Origin of the sequence: Streptomyces sp. NPDC093071 (assembly GCF_044754545.1) — a bacterium.
Classification (GTDB): Bacteria; Actinomycetota; Actinomycetes; order Streptomycetales; family Streptomycetaceae; genus Streptomyces.
In genome coordinates this window covers 80,157-96,467 of sequence record NZ_JBIVPH010000011.1, presented here as the reverse complement: position 1 = coordinate 96,467, position 16,311 = coordinate 80,157, and the positions used below count along the sequence as shown (strand labels likewise).

Annotated in this window: 13 protein-coding genes and 2 pseudogenes; 11 read left to right on the top strand and 4 right to left on the bottom strand. The window is 73.0% G+C overall.

Features of this window, described 5'->3' with window-relative positions; all coding sequences use genetic code 11:
* The first annotated feature begins 95 nt into the window (after positions 1–95).
* From ACIQD7_RS29680 to ACIQD7_RS29655, 6 genes and pseudogenes are all read left to right on the top strand, one after another.
* The gene (locus ACIQD7_RS29680; protein WP_402445575.1) at positions 96–1,046 is read left to right on the top strand and encodes a helix-turn-helix transcriptional regulator; all 951 of its coding nucleotides are present in this window, start codon (positions 96–98) and stop codon (positions 1,044–1,046) included.
* 384 nt (positions 1,047–1,430) lie between these two features.
* Positions 1,431–1,634 (top strand): annotated as a pseudogene (locus ACIQD7_RS29675) (DUF5133 domain-containing protein); the annotation flags it as partial.
* A gap of 381 nt (positions 1,635–2,015) precedes the next feature.
* Entirely contained in the window at positions 2,016–2,720 is a 705-nt protein-coding gene (locus ACIQD7_RS29670) for a hypothetical protein (RefSeq protein WP_402445573.1), read from the top strand.
* Positions 2,717–3,811 carry a glycosyltransferase gene (locus tag ACIQD7_RS29665; RefSeq protein ID WP_402445571.1) on the top strand — a complete coding sequence of 365 codons (1,095 nt, stop codon included), beginning with the start codon at positions 2,717–2,719 and terminating at the stop codon, positions 3,809–3,811. The genes ACIQD7_RS29670 and ACIQD7_RS29665 overlap by 4 nt, the downstream gene beginning before the upstream one ends.
* The gene (locus ACIQD7_RS29660) at positions 3,808–4,830 is read left to right on the top strand and encodes a glycosyltransferase (RefSeq protein ID WP_402445569.1); all 1,023 of its coding nucleotides are present in this window, start codon (positions 3,808–3,810) and stop codon (positions 4,828–4,830) included. Before ACIQD7_RS29665 ends, ACIQD7_RS29660 begins: the two co-directional genes overlap by 4 nt.
* Positions 4,815–5,657 (top strand): glycosyltransferase family 2 protein, encoded by an 843-nt coding sequence (locus ACIQD7_RS29655; RefSeq protein ID WP_402445567.1) that lies wholly within the window; start codon positions 4,815–4,817, stop codon positions 5,655–5,657. The genes ACIQD7_RS29660 and ACIQD7_RS29655 overlap by 16 nt, the downstream gene beginning before the upstream one ends.
* A 15-nt stretch (positions 5,658–5,672) precedes the next feature.
* Here ACIQD7_RS29655 and ACIQD7_RS29650 read toward each other — a convergent pair whose 3' ends face one another.
* Entirely contained in the window at positions 5,673–7,007 is a 1,335-nt protein-coding gene (locus tag ACIQD7_RS29650) for an APC family permease (RefSeq protein WP_402445565.1), read from the bottom strand.
* Between the two features lie 363 nt (positions 7,008–7,370).
* On the opposite strand from ACIQD7_RS29650, the gene ACIQD7_RS29645 reads away from it, so the two are divergent.
* Together ACIQD7_RS29645 and ACIQD7_RS29640 are read left to right on the top strand one after the other, a co-directional pair.
* The gene (locus tag ACIQD7_RS29645; protein WP_402445563.1) at positions 7,371–9,917 is read left to right on the top strand and encodes a molybdopterin-dependent oxidoreductase; all 2,547 of its coding nucleotides are present in this window, start codon (positions 7,371–7,373) and stop codon (positions 9,915–9,917) included.
* A gap of 4 nt (positions 9,918–9,921) precedes the next feature.
* The gene (locus tag ACIQD7_RS29640) at positions 9,922–10,389 is read left to right on the top strand and encodes a hypothetical protein (protein WP_402445561.1); all 468 of its coding nucleotides are present in this window, start codon (positions 9,922–9,924) and stop codon (positions 10,387–10,389) included.
* An 807-nt stretch (positions 10,390–11,196) separates the two neighbouring features.
* Here the strand turns inward: ACIQD7_RS29640 and ACIQD7_RS29635 are convergent.
* Positions 11,197–11,340, bottom strand: a complete 144-nt coding sequence (locus tag ACIQD7_RS29635; RefSeq protein ID WP_402445560.1) for a hypothetical protein — start codon at positions 11,338–11,340, stop codon at positions 11,197–11,199.
* A 302-nt stretch (positions 11,341–11,642) separates the two neighbouring features.
* On the opposite strand from ACIQD7_RS29635, the gene ACIQD7_RS29630 reads away from it, so the two are divergent.
* Positions 11,643–12,974, top strand: coding sequence for a PP2C family protein-serine/threonine phosphatase (locus tag ACIQD7_RS29630; protein ID WP_402445796.1), 1,332 nt, complete (start codon positions 11,643–11,645; stop codon positions 12,972–12,974).
* Positions 12,975–13,492: 518 nt separating this feature from the next.
* Here ACIQD7_RS29630 and ACIQD7_RS29625 read toward each other — a convergent pair.
* Positions 13,493–14,077 carry a DinB family protein gene (locus ACIQD7_RS29625; RefSeq protein WP_402445558.1) on the bottom strand — a complete coding sequence of 195 codons (585 nt, stop codon included), beginning with the start codon at positions 14,075–14,077 and terminating at the stop codon, positions 13,493–13,495.
* A 135-nt stretch (positions 14,078–14,212) separates the two neighbouring features.
* Between ACIQD7_RS29625 and ACIQD7_RS29620 the strand changes: the two genes are divergently transcribed.
* Positions 14,213–14,335 carry a hypothetical protein gene (locus ACIQD7_RS29620; protein WP_402445803.1) on the top strand — a complete coding sequence of 41 codons (123 nt, stop codon included), beginning with the start codon at positions 14,213–14,215 and terminating at the stop codon, positions 14,333–14,335.
* A gap of 257 nt (positions 14,336–14,592) precedes the next feature.
* On the opposite strand, the pseudogene ACIQD7_RS29615 reads toward ACIQD7_RS29620, so the two are convergent.
* Positions 14,593–14,643, bottom strand: a pseudogene (locus tag ACIQD7_RS29615) (hypothetical protein); the annotation flags it as partial.
* A gap of 658 nt (positions 14,644–15,301) precedes the next feature.
* On the opposite strand from ACIQD7_RS29615, the gene ACIQD7_RS29610 reads away from it, so the two are divergent.
* Complete coding sequence (locus ACIQD7_RS29610; protein WP_402445556.1) at positions 15,302–16,303, top strand: isopenicillin N synthase family dioxygenase; 1,002 nt, start codon at positions 15,302–15,304, stop codon at positions 16,301–16,303.
* The last annotated feature ends 8 nt before the right edge of the window (positions 16,304–16,311 follow it).

Below are 16,311 nucleotides of genomic sequence, written 5' to 3'. Positions count from 1 at the left end.
CTGAAGTGAACGGGCGTTCGCATGTGGTCCGTGGTCGGGCGTACGGTCGGAGGACCGGGCACGGCCTCGGGCGGATCGGGCCGGGAGGCAACGGGGTGGAAACCCTTCGTTTTGAGAGCAGCGACCTGGAGGCGACCGAGGCGTTCATGTCGCGGGCGTACGCCCCGATGCGGATCGGAGGCCGGGCGCGCGACACCCGCGCCCGCGTCGCCCGCACGGCGGCCGAGAGGGTCGGCGTCGACAAGGTGGCGATCGACTTCACGATGGCCTACGACGTCGGAGCGCTGAACCGGGTCGCCCTGCTGACCCTCCACACCGGCGCGATCGCGGCCACGGCCCCGGGCCGCGACGAGCTCTACGGGCCGGGCGAATCGTTTCTGATCACCCAGCCCGACCGGCCCTACACCGGCGAGGTCCGCGCGGCCCGCTACACGGTCGCCCTGTTCGACACCGAGCTCCTGACCGAGGCAGCCGTCACCGGCGCGCGGACCCGGGGGCCGGTCGCCCTCACCGGCAACCGCGCGATCGATCCCGCGGCCAATCGGCGCCTGGGCGCCACCGTGGCGTTCCTGCGGGACCACGTCCTCGTCGACCCGGACGCCGGAGGCCTGGTCGTCGCCACCGCCGTCCGGCACCTGGCCGCCGTCACCCTGGCCTGTCTGCCGAACTCCACGACGGGCGAAGAACCGCACCGCACGGACAGCAGGGACGCCGGCGGCGCCACCCTGCGCCGGGCCATCGCCTTCATCGAGGACAACGCCCACCGGGACATCGGCCTCGCCGACATCGCCGCCGCCGCGTACGTCACCCCGCGGGCCGCCCAGTACGCCTTCAGCCGCCACGCGGGCACCACTCCGCTCGGATACCTGCGCCGGGTCCGCCTCGACCGCGCCCACGCCGAGCTGAAGGCCGCGGACCCGGGCCTCACCAGCGTCGGCGCGATCGCCGTGAAGTGGGGTTTCGCCCATCAGGGCCGCTTCGCCGCCGCCTACCGCACCGTCTACGGCGTTCCGCCGTCCGCCACCCTCCAGGACGCCGACCGCTGAACCCGCCGCCGGGAGGCCCGGACCTCCCTCCCCGTCCGCCGTACGGGCGACGGGCTCCAGCCGTGGAACGAACGGTCGCGATCCCCTCCGCGAAGACTTGAGGCCACGTGACGAGGCGGGGTTCTCCCCCGGCCGCCACGGGGGCACCCGGCTGTACCGGACGGTCCGCGGCACGGCCCCGGAGGCCGCCGTCGCGGTGGCGAGAGGGGGAGAGGCCATCACCGGGACGCGTGGGACGATCGCCCGCCGACCACCGCTCCTCACGCCCCCACCGGCCGAACGAGCCGGTGCCCCCTTCCACGATCCCGTTCCGATCGCGTCCTCACGCATGGCGCCCGCCGGACCGGGCACGGGCCGTGTGCCCCTTCCCAAGGAGAACGACCGATGCTGATGGCGCACCCGACGGTATTGAGGAACCTCGTGGAGCAGTACGAGGCGCTGGCTCTCCTGAGCGCCGCGGAGGAGGCGACCGAGGCCCGACGGCGACTGAAGGACGTCTCCTACACCCTGTGCGTGACGACGGGCGTCAAGGATCCCGAGTCCGCCCTGCTCGCCGCTCGTGAGCGGCTGTCCGGCACGCTCCCCGAGAGCGCCCCTCGTCGACGCCCCGCCGCGACACCGTGCGGGTGGCCTCCGTGCCGGCCGGGCACGTCTACGTACGGCACTGCGCCGACCCGGACGGGGCGGACGGGGTCGTACGCCTGGCCGACCCGCGGCCCAACGGGGCGCCGAGCACCTCGCAGCGCTGGTGGCCGCCGGTGATGCTCGACCCGGACTGGGTGGACGCGCACCACGGAGAGTTCGACGTCTTCCACCTGCACTTCGGCTTCGACGCCCAGGGGCCCGCCGCGCTCGCCGCCCTCGTCGCCGCCCTGCGCCGCCACGGCAAACCCCTCGTGTACACCGCGCACGACCTGCGCAACCCGCACCAGGCCGACCCGGGCCCCCACCTGGCGGCCCTAGACGTGCTTGGTCCCGGCGGCCGACCGGCTGATCACCCCCACCCCCGGCGCGGCGGCCGAGATCGCCGCCCGGTGGAACCGCACGGCCACCGTGCTGCCCCACCCGCACGTGGTGGAACCCTCCCTCCTCATCGCCCGCCCCCGCCCGCACCGGGACGGCTTCCGGGTCGGGGTGCACGCCAAGAGCCTGCGGGCCAACATGGCCGTGCCGCCGGTGGTGCGCGTCCTGGCCGAGACCGTCGCCGGACTCGACGGCGCGGAACTGGTCGTGAACATCCACCGCGAGGTGGACGACCCGGCCGCGCACGCCCACGACCCCGCCCTCATGGCGGAGCTGCGAAAGCTGGCCGACCGCGGGGCGCTGACCCTGCGGGTGCACGACTACTTCGACGACCAGCTGTGGGAGTACCTGAGCGGCCTGGACCTGTCCGTGCTGCCGTACTCCTTCGGCACCCACTCCGGCTGGCTGGAGGGGTGCCACGACCTGGGCACCGCCGTCGCGGCACCCGACTGCGGGCACTACGCCCAGCAGCGCCCCTGCCTCACCTACGGCCACTCCCAGCGGGGCGGTCTGGACGCGGCGTCGCTGGACGAGGCGGTGCGCGAGGCGTACCGGACGCGGCCGGCGTGGCGGGCCTCGACCGGTGACCGGGCGGCCGAGCGGACCCGGGTCGCCGCCGCCCACCGCGAGATCTACGGCGAACTGCTGTGACGAGGAACTCCCGCGCCCCGCGCGCGGCACCCCTCCGGGTCGCCCTGATCGCCTCCGCGCGCTTCCCCGTCCGCGAACCGTTCGCGGGCGGTCTCGAAGCCCACACCTGGACGCCGGCGAAGGCGCTGACCGAACGTGGGCACCGCGTCGCACTGTTCGCCGCGCCCGGCTCCGACCCGTCCCTCGGGCTGCGCGAGCTGCCGGTGCGCCGACCGGTGCTGACCGAGGACGCCCGCGCGGACGTCAGTATGCCCTCGGAGAGCTGGACGGCTGAGCACCACGCCTACCTCCGGCTCATGCTGGACCTGGCCCGGGACGGCGAACGGCGCTTCGACGTCGTCCACAACAACAGCCTTCACCACCTGCCGGTCGCGATGGCACCCGCCCTGCGGCTGCCGGTGGTGACCACCCTGCACACCCCGCCCACGCCCTGGCTGGAGTCCGCCGTCCAGTCCCAGGACCACTGCCCGGTCGCCTTCACCGCCGTCAGCGCCCACACCGCGAAGGCGTGGCACGCCACCGTCCCCGCGGCCCGGGTGGTGCGCAACGGCGTCGACATCCGCCGGTGGTCCGTCGGCCCGGGCGGCCCCCACCTGGTGTGGAGCGGCCGGATCGTCCCGGAGAAGGGACCGCACCTCGCGGCCGAGGCGGCCCGCAAGGCGGGACTGCCGCTGCGGATGGCGGGGCCGGTGGGGGACCGGCGGTACTTCGCCGACCGTCTCGCACCGCTCCTCGGGGACGGCGTCGAGTACGTGGGGCACCTGGGCCGCGACGACCTGGCCCGGCTGGTGGGCGGGGCCGCCGCCGCCCTGGTCACCCCGTGCTGGGACGAGCCGTACGGCCTGGTCGTCGCCGAGGCGCTGGCGTGCGGTACCCCGGTGTGCGGATTCGACCGGGGAGCGCTGGGCGAGATCCTCACCCCCGACTGCGGGCGACTCGCCCCGGCCGACGACGCCGCCGTCCTCGCCGACCTGGTCCACGAGACCGTGCGCCTGGACCGCCGGGCCGCGCGCGAACGCGCCGAGCGCTTCTGCTCGCTGGACACCATGACCGACGGGTACACCGCCCTGTACGAGGAGCTGGCCGCGTGATCGGCTATTACGTCCACCACCAGGGCCGCGGCCATCTGCACCGTGCCCTGTGCGTCGCCCGGCACACCCGCACCCCGGTCACCGGGCTCTCCTCCCTGCCCCGGCCCGACGGCTGGGCCGGCGAGTGGATCCACCTGCCCCCGGACACCGGCCCCGGCGCGACGGCCGCGGCGGACCCCACGGCCCACGGACGGCTGCACTGGGTGCCCCGCCACCACGCCGGACTGCGCGCCAGGTCGGCGGCCGTCGCCGCCTGGATCGAACGTGCCGCCCCGTCCCTCCTGGTCAGCGACGTCTCGGTGGAGATCGCCGTCCTGGCCCGGCTCATGGGCGTGCCGGTGGTGGTCTCCGCGATGCGCGGCGACCGCTCCGACCCGGCCCACCGCCTCGCGTACGACCTGGCCGACGCCCTGCTCGCCCCCTGGCCCGCCGCCCTGCCCGAGCCCGGCTGGCCCCCGGAGTGGCGGGCCGGGACCGAGCACACCGGCGCCTTCTCCCGCCACGACGGCCGGCCCCGCGCCGAACGCCCCGTCGGTGCGCGCGAGGTGCTGCTCATGCTGGGCGCCGGGGGCTCCGCACTGACCGGGGCCGACGCGCGGAAGGCGGCGGAGGCCACTCCGGGCTGGCGCTGGACCGTGCTCGGCGGCCCCGGCGGCTGGGCCGACGACCCCTGGCCCCTGCTGTGCCGGGCCACGGTCGTGGTCACCCACGCCGGACAGAACGCCCTGGCCGAGTGCGCCGCCGCCCGCACCCCCGCCGTCGTCGTACCGCAGGACCGGCCGCACGGCGAACAGCTCGCCACCGCCCGCGCACTGGCCGGCGCCGGACTCGCCACCGTCCGCGAACGGTGGCCCGAACCGCACGAGTGGCCCGCGCTGCTCGACACCGCCCGGCGGGCCGGCGGCGACCGCTGGCACCTGTGGGCCCCCGGCGACGGCGCCGCCCGCGCCGCCCGGCTCCTCGACCACCTGGCCGCCTCCCCCGACGACGAGAAGGAGCCCCCGTGCGCGTCGCGGTGATCACGCTGGTCGCGGGCCGCCACCGGCACCTCGCCCTCCAGCAGCGCGGCCTCGCCGCGTCCGACCAGGCCCCCGACCACTACGTGGTCGTCACCCTCGACGACCCCGACGCCGCCGGGGTGGTGCGGGACCGGCGGCCCGCGGCCGACGTCCTGCCCCTGGCCCGGGACGCCGGACGGCTCCCGCTGGCCGCCGCCCGCAACGCCGGAGCCCGCCGCGCCCTGGACGCCGGGGCGGACCTCCTCGTCTTCCTGGACGTGGACTGCGTCCCCGGCCCCGCCCTCCTGTCCCGCTACGCCGAAACGGCCCGCGACGGCGCCCTGCTGTGCGGCACCGTCGCCTACCTGCCGCCTCCGCCGTCGGGCGGCTACCGCCTCGACGCCCTGCCGGCCCTCGCTCCGCCGCACCCGGGACGGCCCGTACCGGCGGACGACGAGGTGCTCACCGGCGGCGACCACCGGCTGTTCTGGTCCCTGTCCTTCGCCGTGACGGCGCCGACCTGGCGACGGATCGGCGGCTTCTGCGAGCGGTACACCGGATACGGCGGCGAGGACACCGACTTCGGCCGCACCGCGGCGGCGCGGGACGTGGACCTGTGGTGGGTCGACGGCGCCCCCGCCCACCACCAGCACCACCCGGTGAGCCGCCCGCCCGTCGAGCACCTGGACGACATCCTCCGCAACGGCGCCGTCCACCGGGAACGGTGGGGCACCTGGCCCATGGAGGGATGGCTGCGCGACTTCGCCCGCCTCGGACTCGTGCGCCACGACCCGGTCACCGACGACCGGACCCGGTGCGCGTCCCCGCACACCGGGCCCCGCCGTTGAGCCCCCGAGGGGGAGTCAGGCCTTCCCGCCCTTCTCCGCCTCCGGACGGCGGCGCCGCGCCGCCGCGACCACGGCGAGGACCACCGCAAGCGCGAGGACCACCGAGCCGCGCAGCCACACCTCCGCCTCGACCTGGGTGGCGAGCAGCACGCAGGAGGCGGCGCCGAGGACGGGCAGGACGGTCGGGGCCCGGAAGTGGTCCGGCTCGCCCGGGTCGGAACGCAGCACGAGGACGGCGGTGTTGACGATCAGGAAGACCACCAGGAGCAGCAGGACCAGAGTGGACGCCAGAGTGGCGACGCTGCCGGTCAGAGCCAGCAGGAGGGCGGGGACGGTGGTGGCGGCGATCGCGGCCCAGGGGGTGCGGCGGCCGGGCAGCACCCGGGTCAGCGCGGCGGGCAGCAACCCGTCGCGGGCCATCCCGTACGCCAGGCGCGAGGCCATGATGCCGGTGAGCAGCGCTCCGTTGGCGACGGCGACCAGGGCGACGGCGCTGAACAGCCGCAGCGGCACGCCGCCCGCCTCGCGGACGACTTCGAGCAGGGGGCCGCTGGAGGACGCGAGGACGCCGGTGGGCACGGTGACCGAGGCGGCGACGCCGACCAGGACGTAGACGGCCCCGGCGGTGGCGAGCGCGGCGAACAGGGCACGGGGGTAGGAGCGCCGGGGGTCGCGCGTCTCCTCGGCGACGTTCACCGAGGTCTCGAAGCCGACGAAGGAGTAGAAGGCGAGGACGGAGCCGCTCAGCACGGCTGCCGCGGCGCCCTTCTCCGGCGTACCGAGCTGGAACAGGCGCCCCGGATCGCCCTCCCCGCGCAGCACCAGCAAGGCACCGAGCACCACGACGACCACCAGGCCGCCGACCTCGACCACGGTGGCGACGACATTGGCGCGGGTCGACTCCTTGATGCCCCGCGCGTTGACCAGGGCCAGGAGCACCAGGAAGACCACGGCCACCAGTGCGACGGGCAGGGTGACGAACGCGCCGAGGTAGTCGCCGGCGAAGCCGCGGGCGAGCGCGGCGACCGAGACGACGCCGGCCGCCACCATGCAGAACCCCGCGACGAACCCCACCGCCGGGCCGAACGCCCGCGTGGCGTAGTGGGAGGCCCCGCCGGCCCGCGGGTACTTCGTCACCAGCTCGGCGTAGGAGGCGGCGGTCAGCAGGGCCAGCACCAGCGCCACGAGGAGCGGCACCCACACCGCGCCGCCGGAGGCGGCGGCGACCTGTCCCACCAGTACGTAGACCCCGGCGCCGAGCACGTCGCCGAGGACGAAGAAGTAGAGCAGGGGAGTGGTCAGGGCGCGCCGCAGCCCGGGCGGGGGAGTGGCCGCGGATCCGGCGCTCATCGCGGCACCGCCATGACGTGGACGGCGGAGCCGTGGCGCGACCGCACCGGTTCCCCCTCACGGACGGCAAGCCCGCCGATCCGCTCGTTCTGCTCTCTCATCGGTTCCCGCTCTCAGAAGGAGTGACTCGTTTCCGTCACCGTCTCTGCCCCTTCCGGCCGATGTCAGTGGCGCCACGAGCGAAGAACCGGCACGGGCTTCCGGGATCCATCACGGCGGAGGCGACGTGGTGGGCGGAGGAGCGACGAGTCCTTCCCGCTCCCCTGCCGGTCAGTGGGTGATTCGTCCGTCGCGTTCGGTACCGGCCGGCGTCGAGCGGGTACGTGTGTGCCGCCGGTGAATTCTGCGCGGAGGAGGCCGTTCGTGAGCGACCGGATCGCGGATGTCTGGGGCACGCGTACGCCGCACGCGAGGGACACGCCCTGGCCGGTCCGCGTCGACACCCACCTGGACGGGTCCCTGACCGAACAGGACGTCGACCGGTGGGTGCAGTCGGCCTGTGTGCTGTGCAGCAACGGGTGCGGGTGCGACATCGCGGTCAAGGACGGCCGCATGGTCGGTGTCCGCGGCCGGGCGGCGGACCGCGTCAACCGCGGCCGCCTGGGACCCAAGGGGCTGTACGGCTCGTGGCAGTGGAGCCGTACCGACCGGCTCACCCGCCCGCTGATCCGTGACGCCGGAGGGGAGCTGGTGGAGAGCGACTGGGACACGGCGATGGGCCGTGTCGTCGAGCGCTCACGGCAGCTCCTCGCGACCGACGCGGGGGCGCTCAGCCACGCCTTCTACACCTCCGGGCAGCTGTTCCTGGAGGAGTACTACACCTTGGGAGTCATCGGGAAGGCCGGCCTCGGCACGCCGCACATGGACGGCAACACCCGCCTGTGCACGGCGACCGCGGCGGCCGCGCTGAAGGAGAGCTTCGGATCGGACGGGCAGCCGGGCGGTTACGGCGACATCGAGGCCGCCGACGCCGTGTTCCTGTTCGGTCACAACATGGCCGAGACGCAGACCGTCCTGTGGGCGCGGGTCCTGGACCGCGTCCACGGCCCGAACCCGCCGCGCGTCGTCGCCGTCGACCCCCGTACGACCGAGGTGGCCGAAGCCGCGCGGGGCACCGGCGGGGTGCACCTGGCGCCGCTGCCGGGGACCAACCAGGCCCTGATGAACGCGCTGATCCGCGAGGTCGTCCACAACGGCTGGGTCGACGAGGAGTACGTGGCGGCGCACACCGTGGGCTTCGAGGAGCTGAAGGCCACCGTCGAGCCGTACACGCCCGAACACGCGGCCGGCGTCTGCCGCGTCCCGGCCGCGGACATCCGCCGTGCGGCCGAGGTCTTCGGCACCTCCGAGCGGGTGCTGTCCACGGTGCTCCAGGGCTTCTTCCAGTCCCACCAGGCCACCGCCGCCTCGTGCGCGGTGAACAACCTGCACCTGCTGCGGGGAATGCTCGGGCGCCCCGGCTGCGGGGTCCTGCAGATGAACGGGCAGCCCACCGCCCAGAACACGCGCGAATGCGGCGCCGACGGAGATCTACCCGGTTTCCGCAACTGGGACAACCCCGAACACGTGCGGCAGCTGGCGGACCTCTGGAACGTGGACCCCATGACCATTCCGCACTGGGCTCCGCCGACCCACGCCCTGCAGATCTGGCGCTACTGCGAGCAGGGCTCGATCGGCCTGCTGTGGATCTCCGGCACCAATCCGGCGGTCTCCCTGCCGGAGCTGGCCCGCGTCCGGAGGATCCTCCGGCAGGATTCCCTCTTCACGGTCGTGCAGGACGGTTTCCTCACCGAGACCGCCCGCTACGCCGACGTCGTCCTGCCGGCCGCCCTGTGGGGCGAGAAGCAGGGCACGTTCACCAACGCCGACCGCACCGTGCACCTGTCGGAGAAGGCGATCGACCCGCCCGGCGAGGCCCGCAGCGACCTGGACATCTGGCTGGACTACGCCCGGCGCATGGACTTCCGCGACAAGGACGGCGCCCCGCTGATCCCGTGGTCCGACCCGCGGGGAGCGTTCGAGGCGTGGAAGGAGTGCACCCGGGGCCGCCCGGTGGACTACACCGGCCTGACCTACGACAAGCTGCGCGGCGGCAGCGGCATCCCCTGGCCCGTGAACGACCGGGCACCCGAGGGCACCGAGCGCCTGTACGCCGACGCGAACTTCCCCACCCGCGCCGACGACTGCGAGACCTACGGACACGACCTGCTCACCGGCGGGGCGCTCAGCGAGCAGGAGTACCGCGCCGAGAACCCCGACGGGCGCGCGTTCCTCAAGAGCGTCGCCCATGTCCCGCCGCCGGAGAGTCCGGGAGAGGACTATCCGTTCGTCCTCACCACCGGGCGCACCGTCTACCACTTCCACACCCGCACCAAGACGGGACGTTCCCGCCGGCTTCACCGCGCCGCCCCCGACGTGTGGGTGGAGCTGTCCGTGAACGACGCGGCACGGCTGGGAGTGGGGGAGGGGGACGTCGTACGGGTGGAGTCCCGCCGGGGCGCCGTGCAGGCCCCGGCGCGGATCGGACGGGGCCGGGACGGCGTGGTGTTCGTCCCGTTCCACTACGGCTCCTGGGACCGGCCCGCCGACGGCACCACCGACGGCGCCCCCCGGGCGGCGAACGAGCTGACGATGACGGAGTGGGACCCGGTCTCCAAACAGCCGACGTTCAAGATCGGAGCCGTCAGGATCACCAGGATCGCCGACGCCACCGGACCCGCACCCGCTCCCACCACCACGGCATCGGCGCCGGCCGACCCGGACGGGGTCCCGCCCACCGTCGGCGGTCCGGACGCCGACGCGCACGAACACGTCCAGGCCGCCGCGCCGCCGCCCGTCCGGACGCCCGGGACGGCGGAACGACCAGGTTCCGGAGGCACCACGACCTCCGCCAACGGCACGAAGGGCTGACCCCGTGCACCTCGCCACCTACGTCGGTCTGCAGCACGCCGCCTCCCGCACCCTGGCCGACTCCTTCCGCCAGGTCGCCGACGGCCACGCCGGCGAACCCGACGTGCACACCCTCTGCCACACCCTCGCCGCCATGAGCGACGTCCACGTCGACCGGCTCGCACCCGTCGCCGACCGCTACGGCGAACAGCACGAGGACGAGCCGGAGCGGCTGCACGCCGACGGACTGAGCGAGACCCGCTCCGGCGGCGTCGGCCTCCTGCGCGACCTGCAGGACCTCTACCTCCTGGCGTCCTTCGTCGACATCACCTGGACCGTCCTCGGGCAGGCGGCGCAGGGGGTCCGGGACCGCGAACTCCTGGACGTGGTGGCCTCCTGCGAAAGCGACACCCAGAAGCAGCTGAAGTGGCTGAACACGCGCATCAAACAAGCCGCTCCCCAGGCCCTGATCGCCTCTGGAACCGCCGGGTGAACCGGTCGCACGGACGAACGACGAGCCGCGCCGCACTCCCGACAGCGGCGGACGCAGACCGCACCGCACCGCAGCCGGGAGGACCCATGACGGGCAGCGCCCCCGCGCCCTCGACGCCGTCCGCCGTGGTCCCCCCGTCGCGTCCGCCGCCCGGCCGCCCGGAAGCACCGGCAGGGCCGTGGGGCCGCTGCTCCCGCTCGCGGCCCTGACCCCGGCCCTGTGGGTCCCAGTGACCGCGGCGGCCCGCGCTCGGCGCGGCTCGCCGCGGAACTCGGCGACGGTCTGTTCGGCACGGAGGACAAGGCGTCGATCGTCCGGCACTACCGGGACGCCGGCGGTTCCGGACCCGGGCACGCGGAGGGGCCTGTGTCCTGGGCGCCGGACGAGCGGAACCGCCCGCGAAGTGCTGAGGACGTCCTGGAGAAGTCCGCCCGCGGGCCCGACCCGGACCGCACCGGCTGCCGGGCCCGGAAGCCGGGCCAGCGCGTCGCTGTCCGCCTCCTTGCTGTGCAGGACCAGCGCGACCAGGGCGGCCAGCAGCGTCATGTCCTCACGCGCCCGCACGTCGTCGTCGGCGGTCGTGACCCGCAGGGTGCCCAGGCGCTCGGTGCCGTCCAGCAGCGGCACCCACCAGTGCCTCTCCTCCGGGTTCCGCGGTCCTTCGGGAAGGATCTGCCCGTACTGGTAGGCGCGCCCCGCGAGGCTGCCCTCGACCTTCAGCTCGGCCTCCTCGCCGGCGTTGTCCTGCCCGGCGTCCAGGCCCCGGCCGGTCAGCAGTCGCAGCACGTCACGCTGGAGATCTCCCAGCTAGATCAGCACCTGGGTGAAGCCCACCGCCCTGGCGTGCTCGGCCACGGTCGAGGGCAGCAGCTCCAGCGGCATCAGATGGCTCGCGGCCAGCAGACCGGCCAGCATCCGCCGCCCCCGCACGTCGCGCTCATGATCACTCACCGACAGCATCCCCTCGTCGTCGAACCCCACGCGCTGCTCTCGTGCAGAGTGCTCATGCCTCCAGTGTCCACCGCCGCCCACCCCGGGCCTGCGGAACCCGCCCGGGGGCTCACCGGGGCGGAGCCCGCCCTGCCCGCCGACACGCGCAGGGCCGGCCGAGGACGACCGGCCGGAGGAGCAGCAGGTGTCAATCGCACCATTTCGGAGGATTGAGGGGGCGTACGGGGAGTACCCGGCGTGATGCACTTGTTGGTACTGGTGTTCCCGTGCACGACGAAAGGACGGCCGGACAGGTGGCGAGCATGGATTTCCCCGGCGGGCTGCGGGCGGACGGCCTGCCGGCCGCGCTGTCGGACCCCGCGCGCCTGGCCGCGGTGGAAGCCACCGCCCTGCTAGACACCGGACCCGAGCCGGTCTTCGAGGACCTCGCCGACCTGGCCGCGAAGATCACCGGGGCCGGGCGGGCGTTCGTGACGCTGGTCGACGCGGACCGCTCGTTCTGGAAGGCGTGCGTGGGCGTCGACGCCGAAGCGCTCGGCGAGCGGCAGAACCCGGTGGGGGAGAGCTTCTGCTACTTCCTGGTCGGGCTGGAGGGCGAGGCGTTCATCGCCGACGACGCCGCGGCCGACCCGCGCACCGCCGACCACCCCTCCGTGGGACCGATGAACATCGGCGCCTGGGCCGGCTACCCCCTGCTCGACCCCGACGGGCGGGTCCTGGGCAGCTTCTGCGTCATCGACGACTCCCCGCGCGCCTGGTCACCGGCCGACCTGACCACCCTGGCCACCCTGGCCCGGTCGGTGGCGGCGGAGATCCACCTGCGCCAGAGCCTGACCGCCTCCCAGGCCGCCCACCAGCGCTCCGCCGACCTCGCCCACACCCTCCAGGCCGGACTCCTCCCCCCACGGCTGCGCACGATCCCCGGAGCCGAGGCGGCCGCCTCCTACCTGCCGGCCTCGAACCGGCACCGCACCGACATCGAGGTCGGCGGCGACTTCTACGACCTCTTCCACACCCACGGCCCCCACTACGCCGCCGTCCTGGGCGACGTGTGCGGCAAGGGCATCCAGGCCGCCCAGGTCAGCTCGATGGCCCGCTACACCGTCCGCGCCGACACCGACGAGACCGGCTCCCCGGCCGACCGGCTCACCCGCCTCAACACCGCCCTCCTCGCCCAGGACGCTCCTCGCTTCCTCACCGCCGTCTACACCGCCTTCCACCCCACCGCCGAAGGCCTGACCGGCACCCTCGCCCTGGCCGGGCACCCCCCGGCGCTGATTCGCCGCGCCGACGGCCGGATCGAACGACTCGGTGTCCCGGGCACCCTGCTGGGCATCATGGACACCCTGAACCTGACCGACGTGCCGTTCCACCTCGACCCCGGCGACCTGCTCCTGCTCTACACCGACGGCGCCATCGAAGCCCGCCCCCGCCCCGACGCCGCCCCCGAAACCGCCGAGACCCTTTTCGGCGAGAACGACCTCGCCGCCGCCCTGGCCGCCAGCCATGGCATGGCCGCCACCGCCACCATCGCCCACCTCACCGGCGTCCTGGAGGCCCACCACGGCGGCTGGGCCAGCGACGACACCGCCCTGCTCGCCCTGCGCGCCACCTCACCGGCGCCTACGTCCTGACCCTGCACGGCCGACCTCGACGACGCCGAGGACCTGGAAGCCGACTTCGTCTACGCGACCGCCTCCTGCCCCCGCCTCACGACGGCCAGGTCCGCGTCGGCCACGCAGAGCGTCGCCTCCACGGGCTCGACGGCGCCGTCGGGATGCTCGAGGCGGCGGGCGACGAGAACATGAGGATGCGCACCCCCTGGAAGCGGTACAGGCACGCGGCCGGGTTGGCGCTGGCCGCAGCGATTCGGTCCATGGCGTGAAGCGCCGATGTGCCGTGGCGGGCGACGTGCCGAACGTCGGCGGCAGATGCCGCCGGGCACAGCCGCTGGTCAGCGCGTACACCACGGTCGTGAACACGGCCCGCCCCCTCCCGAGGATCCGGTCCCGCCGCCTTGCGGACGAGTAGTGAACGACGGCAGCAACGAGGCTGCCGACTCCCAGAGTTCATCAGGAACCTGACGCTTCGACAGATCAGCACCTGCGACCGGCATCGTGACGCACGGACATCAAGTCACGTGAGACAACTCCTACGCCTTGATTGCTGCGGCCGACCTCGCGGCCTGCTCGATCTTCGCGCAGTAGGCTGCGCGGGCTTCCTCGTCGATCTGCTTCTCGTGTTCGGGCCGCAACCCGGTCCGGCCGTCGAGTCCTTCGCGCAGGATGTCGGCGTGCCCGGTGTGCCGGACGGACTCGCCGAGGACATGGACCATGACGGCGAACAGGTTCGTGTCGTCATAGGGCTCCGGCCACCACGGCACGTGGCCGGGGGCGTCGAGGGCGAGCTCCTCGATCGTCGCGTCCGAGTGTTCCCACGTGCGCCGGTAGAACCCGACGATCTCATCGAGGGTCTCGTCCTCGGCCGCCCACAGATCGCCGCCGTCGGAGTCCTGCCACCGGGGCAGCGGCTCCGGGGAAGGACGGCCGAAGACCTCGCCGAAGTACCGGGCCTCGACGGTGGCCACGTGTTTGACCAGACCGAGGAGGTTGGTTCCGGTCGCGGTCAGGGGCCGGCGGGCGTCGTACGCGGACAAGCCGTCGAGTTTCCAGAGCAGCGCCTCACGGTCCCGCCGCAGCCTCCCGTGCAGGTTGTCTTTCGCGAAGTCAGCGATCATGTGACACGAGCCTGCCACGGGCCGTTCGTGGTCTCAAGATCCCGCACGGGGTCCGCAACGACTGGCAGAGCCGATGCCTGGCCATGGCCGTCCTCGAGAACGATGATGCGGTGCTGGCCGGTGAGGAAGTCGGCCATGGTGCCGGCGCGGACCTCGGTGGCGGCGGCGGTGGTGGTGGTGGTGATGGTGGTGCGCTTCGTGCTCGATCCGCGCGGCTCGTACGGCGCCCCAGGCGTACGGGGCGGCGGCGAGCGGTAGCAGGCCGAGGACGGCCGTGCAGGACGGTGACGATCTGCGCGGCGGCAGAGGTGAGGAGTTGGGCGTCGAGTTCGGTCTGGACGCGGGCTCGGCGCTGCCGGACAGGCTGTGCTTGAGATCGGCGTTGACCAGCTCGTCGGAGTTCGGCTCGGGCGAGTACGTCGGCAGGAGGTGCGGCTCGACGGTTCGCTTGTCCGGGCGCTGGAAGAACAGCCCCACCGCTTCAGGTACTTGCCCACCCCCACATCGGTCAGCCGCACCCGGTACAGCTTCGCGATCAGGTCATCGATCAGCCGCCGCGTCCACAACTGCCCCGCTCAGGCCCACGTCGCAGGGCCGGTGATCGAGGACAGCCTGCCGCACGGCGGTCCTGCTCGGCCGCCCCGAGCACCTGATGTCCCACCGGCTTGCCCCGCAGACGCGTGACCAGCGCGTCCCGCCCGTCGGCCTGCTGCTTCGCCCATCCCATGTCGGCCGCCTTCAGCGACACCCCAAGAAGCCGAGGAGCCGGAAGCCGTCGGTCGGAGCGGCGACCACGGCGAGCGCCACCGTGAGCCGTATGCCGTCCGCCTCGAAGGACGTATCCAGGGGCCTTAGGGGTACTTCTCGGGGCTCCGCAAGTAAAGAGAAAGTGACCTCGGCCGTGCAAGTCCGGTGACTCGATAGTGAGGCTCGATGCCGGCCGGGTCCTGGAGGGAGGGCGTGAGAGGGCGTAACCAGACGGTAACCAAACAGACTTGGCCATGTGATGACGGTCACTCCCAGGGGGGCCGGATGAGGCCACGCTGTCTGATTTCCCGTTGCCGACAGTGGGGGATATTCGAACAAAGCGAAGCCTCGTTGTTCGATGCTCAATCATCACGCCGTGTACGACCGCAAATGGAAGATTGAGTTCCCCTCCGTGCTCCACCACACTCTCGATCGGCAAGACCTGTCCGAAAGCATGAAGCTCGGGGGAGCCCTCACATGGCGATTCACTCCATCCCGGTCATCAGCTACGAAGAAATAATTTCCGGGCACGTGACACCCATACACGTCCTCGAAACCCTGGCTGAAACCGGATACTTCTATCTCTCCGACCTCGACAAGGTCATCTCTCCGCAGCTCTTCAAGGCGCTGCAGGACGTCTCGAAGAACTTCTTCGACTCCTCGGTGGAGTCGAAGATGGAGTACTACATCGGCGATTCCGATCACCACCGCGGCTACGTCCCCGTCACCGAACAGGGCGCATACGGCGACGAGTCCCTCCGGGCCTACGAGGCCTTCGACATCGGCTACGAGACCGAGCCCCTGCCGCCGGACCGCAGCCTCGGGTTCGAACTCGTCGGGCCGAACAGCTATCCCGCCCACATCGACGGCATGGCCGCCACCGCGGAGGCCTACTACGCCGCCAACTTCGCCATCTCCCGCCACATCCTGCGGCTCATCGCCCGGGGCGTCGGCGAGGGCGAGGAGTACTTCGACCGCTGGATCACCCGCCCCGCCTCGCAGCTGCGCCTGATCCACTACGTCCCCAACGACGTGCTCGTGAACAGCGGCGACACGTCCATGGGCGCGCACACGGACTACGAGCTCTTCACCCTCATCCACCAGACCTCGCCCGGTCTGCTGGCGTACGACCGCCCCACGAAGACCTGGCGGAACATGCCCGTCTTCAAGAACACCCTGCTCGTCCTCGGCGGCGACATGCTCCAGTTCCTCACCGGCGGAAAGGTGAAGTCCCTTCTGCACCGGGTGGTCACGACCGGCGAGGAGCGCTACAGCTTCCCCTTCTTCATGAATCTCGACTTCGAGACCGAACTGCGCGTCCTGCCGAAGTTCGGGGCGAGCGACGAGCGGATCACCGTGGGGCACCACCTCCTCGGCCAGCTCTACCGCGACTTCCCGTACATCAAGGAGCGCGTCGACTCCGGAAAGTGGCCCGTCGATTTCGCCATTCCGGACCGGAACGTCTTCGAGCAGCTGTGATCCGTTCC

What these genes read in the sequence shown, in the direction of transcription:
- ACIQD7_RS29625 (WP_402445558.1), bottom strand. Translation starts at nt 14,077, where the DNA reads ATGATCGCTGACTTCGCGAAAGACAACCTGCACGGGAGGCTGCGGCGG.
- ACIQD7_RS29620 (WP_402445803.1), top strand. Translation starts at nt 14,213, where the DNA reads ATGGTGCCGGCGCGGACCTCGGTGGCGGCGGCGGTGGTGGTGGTGGTG.
- ACIQD7_RS29610 (WP_402445556.1), top strand. Translation starts at nt 15,302, where the DNA reads ATGGCGATTCACTCCATCCCGGTCATCAGCTACGAAGAAATAATTTCC.
- ACIQD7_RS29630 (WP_402445796.1), top strand. Translation starts at nt 11,643, where the DNA reads ATGGATTTCCCCGGCGGGCTGCGGGCGGACGGCCTGCCGGCCGCGCTG.
- ACIQD7_RS29650 (WP_402445565.1), bottom strand. Translation starts at nt 7,007, where the DNA reads ATGAGCGCCGGATCCGCGGCCACTCCCCCGCCCGGGCTGCGGCGCGCC.